Genomic DNA, 5,770 nt, shown 5'->3' with positions numbered 1-5,770 from the left:
TCCAGTGCGCGGACAAGCCGGGCCGGCTCTCGATCGCCGAGTTCCAGCCGACGATGTACCGCATCGGCTGCACCATGGCCGGCGGTTCGTCGGGCGGCGGCTGGTTCCGGGTCGTCGGCGGCAAGACCGTGCTCGTCTCGAACACCTCGATCGGCCCGACCGACAACACCTGGCTCGCGGGACCGCAGCTGGGCCAGGGCGCCAAGACGCTCTTCGACAACATGAGCAAGGAGTACGGCGACAAGTAGGCGCCCGTACGCCCGCCGGGCCCGGCACGGCGGGCCCGGCGGGCCTGCTGTGCCGGCGCCACGCCCACGGCATCCGCGCCACGCATACGGCGAAGGCCCGCCCCCTTCTGCAGGGGGCGGGCCTTCGCAGTTTTCGATCAAAGCAGACCGATCAGACAGCCGGCACCGGAACGTACGCCTGCAGCTCCGCCGCCAGTTCCTCGTGCACCCGCACCTTCAGCAGGGTGCCCTCCGGGGTGTGCTCCTCGGAGATCACCTCGCCCTCGGAATGGGCGCGCGCGACCAGCCGGCCGAGCGTGTACGGGACGAGCGCCTCGATCTCGACCGCGGGGTGCGGCAGTTCGATGTCGATGAGCGCGAGCAGCTCGGCGATGCCCTGGCCCGTACGGGCCGAGACGGCGATGGACCGCTTCTCGTTCCGCATGAGCCGCTGGAGCACCAACGGGTCGGCCGCGTCCGCCTTGTTGATCACCACGATCTCGGGCACCTTGGTCGCGCCCACGTCGCGGACGACCTCGCGCACGGCGGCCAGCTGCTCCTCCGGCGCCGGGTGCGAACCGTCCACCACGTGCAGGATCAGGTCGGCGTCGCCGACCTCCTCCATCGTGGAGCGGAACGCCTCGACGAGGTGGTGCGGCAGGTGCCGGACGAAGCCGACGGTGTCCGCGAGTGTGTAGATCCGCCCGCTGGGCGTCTCGGCACGGCGCACGGTCGGGTCGAGGGTGGCGAACAGCTCGTTCTGCACCAGCACGCCCGCGCCCGTGAGGCGGTTGAGCAGCGAGGACTTGCCGGCGTTGGTGTAGCCGGCGATCGCCACCGAGGGCACCTTGTTGCGGCGGCGCTCCTGGCGCTTGATCTCGCGGCCGGTCTTCATGTCCGCGATCTCCCGGCGCATCTTCGCCATCTTCTCGCGGATACGGCGCCGGTCGGTCTCGATCTTGGTCTCACCGGGACCACGGGTGGCGAGGCCGCCGCCCTTGCCGCCGCCCATCTGACGGGACAGCGACTGACCCCAGCCTCGCAGCCTCGGCAGCATGTACTGCATCTGCGCGAGCGCGACCTGCGCCTTGCCCTCTCGGGACTTGGCGTGCTGGGCGAAGATGTCGAGGATCAGGGCCGTACGGTCGATGACCTTGACCTTGACGACGTCTTCGAGGTGGATCAGCTGGCCGGGCGAGAGCTCACCGTCACAGATGACGGTGTCCGCGCCCGTCTCCAGCACGATGTCCCGCAGCTCGTGGGCCTTGCCGGAGCCGATGTAGGTGGCCGCGTCGGGCTTGTCGCGGCGCTGGATGACGCCGTCGAGCACGAGCGCGCCCGCCGTCTCGGCGAGGGCGGCCAGCTCCGCGAGGGAGTTCTCCGAATCGGTCGCGGTCCCGGAGGTCCACACACCGACGAGCACCACGCGCTCCAGGCGGAGCTGTCGGTACTCGACCTCGGTGACGTCCTCGAGCTCGGTGGAGAGGCCCGCGACGCGGCGCAATGCCGCACGCTCGGAGCGGTCGAACTGGTCGCCGTCCCGGTCTCCGTCGACCTCGTGGCTCCAGGCGACGTCCTCTTCCATCAGGGCATCGGCCCGAAGACCGTCGGGGTAGTTCTGCGCGAAGCTCTGCGTGTCCTGGGAAGGGGAAGAAGAGGAGGTCATTGGGTCCTTACGTCGATGGGGATACCTGTGGGACGACGGACTTCCATCCGACATTCACGACAACGTCCGGGGCCGCCGGGAGATTCCCGTCCGGATTCCGGAGGGCCGTGCCGCCGACCCGGAGTGGCGCCGACGTGAAGATGTTCGCACGGCACGGCCCGTCTCGTCACCGGATTTTTGGTGGCTATCGCTTGGGCTTGGTGGGCTTCTCGGCGGGCTTCTCGCTGCGCCAGTCGGGGTGGCCAGGCATGGGTGGGGTCTTCTCCCCGTAGAGCCATGCCTCGAAGAATCCGCTCAGATCACGGGCCGCGATTCCCGAGGCGAGGCGCATGAAGTCCGCGGTGTCCGCGACCCCGTCGTGGTGGATGCTCACCCAGGTCCGCTGCAGCTGCTCGAAGGAGCGGCGGCCGATCTCCTCGCGGAGCGCGTACAGGACCAGGGCACTGCCGTCGTAGACGTTGGGGCGGAAGATGCTGAGCTTCTCGCCGGGCGCGGCCCCCTTGGGCGCGGCGGGCGGGCCTCCCGTGGCGCGCCAGGTGTCGGAGGCCCGGTAGGCGGCGCGCATCCGTGCCTCCATGGGCTTGCCGGCCTTCTCCTCGGCGTAGAGGGCCTCGTACCAGGTGGCGTGGCCTTCGTTGAGCCACAGGTCGGACCAGGTGCGCGGGGAGACGCTGTCGCCGAACCACTGGTGCGCCAGTTCGTGCACCATGATCGCCTCGACGTACCACTTCGGGTACTCGGGCCGCGTGAAGAGCTCCTTCTCGAAGAGGGAGAGTGTCTGTGTCTCCAGTTCGAACCCGGTGCGGGCCTCGGCGATCAGCAGCCCGTACGTCTCGAAGGGGTAGTCACCGACCTTCTCCTGCATCCAGTCGATCTGGTCGGGTGTCTTCTTGAGCCACGGTTCCAGTGCCTCGCGGTCCTTGGTGGGCACCACGTCGCGTACGCGCAGACCGTCCGGCCCGCTCCGGTGCAGCACGGAGGAGCGGCCGATGGAGACCTGGGCCAGTTCGGTGGCCATGGGGTGCTCGGTCCGGTACGTCCAGGTGGTCGCCGCGTCGCGGCGGTTCACGCCCAGGGGCAGCCCGTTGGCGACGGCCGTGTAGCCGTTGGGCGCGGTGACCCGGATGGTGAACAGGGCCTTGTCCGAGGGGTGGTCGTTGCTCGGGAAGACCCGGTGGCCGGCGTCGGCCTGGTTGGCCATCGCGAGGCCGTCCTCGGTCCGCACCCAGCCGCTGTCCTGGTCCTTGGTCGACACGGGGTTGCTGTCGTGGCGCACGGTGATCCGCATCCGGACGCCGGGCAGCAGCGGCTCCGCGGGCGTGACCACCAGGTCCTCCCCGGAGCTCCGGAACTCCGCCGGCTCGCCGTTGACCTCGACGGATCGCACCGTTCCGTGCGAGTAGTCAAGATTGACCTGCTCCAGCCAGTCTGTCGTCCTGGCCACGATCGTGGTGACGGCCGGCAGCGGCTTGCTGTTGCTGCCGGGATAGGTGAAGGAGAGGTCGTACGACGTGACGTCGTACCCGGGGTTGCCCAGGTGCGGGAACAGCCGGTCGCCGATGCCGAGCGGGGGCGGGGCGGGGGCGCTCGCGGCGATGAGGCAGACGGAGGCGGCGGAGGCGAGGAACGCCGTACGGAGCCGTCGGGGGGCCTTCTGGCGTGTGGTCCCGGTACGGGGCGTGGTCCTGGGGGTGCGCAGCATGGACCACGGCTATCAGCGACCGCCCGCCCTACGGCGACGACTCGCGCCGAGCCCACCCGAACGGGCGCTTTCCGCCGAGTCGCTGCTCTACGGAGTTGTCGTCTGGTGCTGTGCGCGGCCCACGTCGAAGACACCCGGGACGTTGCGCATCGCCCGCATCAGCACGGGAAGGTGGGCGGCGTCCGGGAGTTGGAGCGTGTAGGTGTGGCGCACGCGCTGCTGGCTGGGCGGTTCGACGGTCGCCGAGACGATGTCGACACCCTCCAGGGCGATGGCCTCGGTGAGGTCGGCAAGCAGGTGGGGCCGGCCGAAGGACTCGACGAAGAGCGTGACGCGGCACTCCGAGGTGTCGCCCCAGCGCACTCCGACCTCCGTGCGCCCGAGGTCCTTCATGCGCGTCACGCCCGCGCACTCGACGCGGTGCACGGTCACCACTCCGCCGCGTACGGCGAAGCCCGTGATGTCGTCGGGCGGCACAGGCGTACAACAGCCCGCGAGGCGTACGGCCGCGCCGGGCTGGCCGACGACGACGTCCGCGGCGGCCGGGCGTGCGGCGGGCCCGTCCGCGGACGGGCGACGGGTCGTGGCAGGAGCCTCGGGCGGTGTCGCGGGCGACGGGTGCGCGGCCAGCCAGCGGGTGATGGCGATCCGCGCCACAGGAGTGTGCGCGTGCTCCAGCCACTCCCTGGAGGGCTCGGAGGCCGGGTCCTGGCCCATGAGCAGTTGAACGGTGTCGCCGTCGCTCAGGACCGTACTGAGCCTCACCAGGCGGCCGTTGACGCGCGCGCCGATGCAGGCGTGCGCGTCCTCGCCGTACTGGGCGTACGCGGCGTCGACGCAACTGGCGCCCGCGGGCAGCCCGAGCGTGCCGCCGTCGGGCCGGTAGACGGTGATCTCCCGGTCCTGGGCGAGGTCCTCGCGGAGCGTGGACCAGAACGTGTCGGGGTCCGGGGCCGCCTCCTGCCAGTCGAGGAGGCGGGAGAGCCAGCCGGGACGGGTCGGGTCGGCGCGCTCGCCGTCCACCGCGTCGCCTGCGCGTGTCCCGTCGGCGTCCGTCTGCTCCTCCGAAGGAGGAGCGTAGGGATTGCCGAGCGCGATGACGCCGGCCTCGGCGACCTTGTGCATCTGGTGCGTACGGATGAGGACTTCGGCGACCTGGCCGTCGGTGCGGGCGACCGCGGTGTGCAGCGACTGGTACAGGTTGAACTTGGGGACGGCGATGAAGTCCTTGAACTCCGAGACCACGGGCGTGAGACAGGTGTGCAGCTCACCGAGGACCCCGTAGCAGTCGGCGTCCTCGTTCACGAGCACGAGGAGGCGCCCGAAGTCGGAGCCGCGCATCTCGCCGCGCTTGCGCGAGACGCGGTGCACGGAGACGAAGTGCCGTGGCCGGATGAGGACTTCGACCTGCAGACCGGCCTCGCGCAGGACCACCCGCACCTCTTCGGCGATCTCCTCGAGGGGATCGTCGGCGCGCGAGGCGTTGTTGACGATGAGTTCGCGGGTGTGGGCGTACTCCTCGGGGTGCAGGATCGCGAAGACCAGGTCCTCCAGCTCGGTCTTCAGGGCCTGCACGCCCAGGCGTTCGGCGAGCGGGATCAGCACGTCCCTCGTCACCTTGGCGATCCGCGCCTGTTTCTCGGGGCGCATCACACCGAGGGTGCGCATGTTGTGCAGCCGGTCGGCGAGCTTGATCGACATCACGCGTACGTCGCTGCCGGTGGCGACGAGCATCTTGCGGAACGTCTCGGGCTCGGCGGCCGCCCCGTAGTCGACCTTCTCCAGTTTGGTCACGCCGTCGACGAGATAGCGGACCTCCTCGCCGAACTCGTCACGCACCTGATCGAGCGTCACTTCCGTGTCCTCGACGGTGTCGTGGAGCAGAGACGCCGTCAAAGTCGTGGTCTCCGCACCGAGTTCGGCGAGGATCAGCGTCACGGCGAGCGGGTGCGTGATGTACGGCTCGCCGCTCTTGCGCATCTGGCCTCGGTGCGAGGACTCGGCCAGGACGTACGCGCGGCGCAGCGGGTCCAGGTCGGCGTCGGGGTGGTGGGCGCGATGGGCCTCGACCACGTGACCGATCGCGTCGGGCAGCCGGCCGCGGGCCGATGATGGCAGTCGACCACCAGCTGGTCAAGCGGATCCGGCAGGAGGCCGGTGACCGTATCGCCGAGC

3 protein-coding genes and 1 pseudogene are annotated in these 5,770 nt (G+C 70.3%); 1 reads left to right on the top strand and 3 read right to left on the bottom strand.

Going from position 1 to position 5,770, the window contains the following annotated elements:
- Nucleotides 1-248: pseudogene (locus tag O3Q52_RS47680) on the top strand (hypothetical protein); the annotation flags it as partial.
- 151 nt (nucleotides 249-399) lie between these two features.
- Here O3Q52_RS47680 and hflX read toward each other — a convergent pair.
- The 3 genes from hflX to O3Q52_RS47665 form a co-directional block, all read right to left on the bottom strand.
- Nucleotides 400-1,893, bottom strand: coding sequence for a GTPase HflX (gene hflX / locus O3Q52_RS47675; RefSeq protein WP_269654709.1), 1,494 nt, complete (start codon nucleotides 1,891-1,893; stop codon nucleotides 400-402).
- A gap of 184 nt (nucleotides 1,894-2,077) precedes the next feature.
- Nucleotides 2,078-3,595 carry a M1 family metallopeptidase gene (locus O3Q52_RS47670; protein ID WP_269654708.1) on the bottom strand — a complete coding sequence of 506 codons (1,518 nt, stop codon included), beginning with the start codon at nucleotides 3,593-3,595 and terminating at the stop codon, nucleotides 2,078-2,080.
- An 87-nt stretch (nucleotides 3,596-3,682) separates the two neighbouring features.
- Nucleotides 3,683-5,689: an HD domain-containing protein gene (locus O3Q52_RS47665; RefSeq protein ID WP_332113013.1), complete on the bottom strand. Its 2,007-nt coding sequence runs from the start codon at nucleotides 5,687-5,689 to the stop codon at nucleotides 3,683-3,685.
- Between the last annotated feature and the right edge of the window lie 81 nt (nucleotides 5,690-5,770).

Source organism: Streptomyces sp. ActVer, from assembly GCF_027270795.1.
Classification (GTDB): Bacteria; Actinomycetota; Actinomycetes; order Streptomycetales; family Streptomycetaceae; genus Streptomyces; species Streptomyces umbrinus_A.
This window is presented reverse-complemented; position numbering and strand designations above follow the sequence as displayed.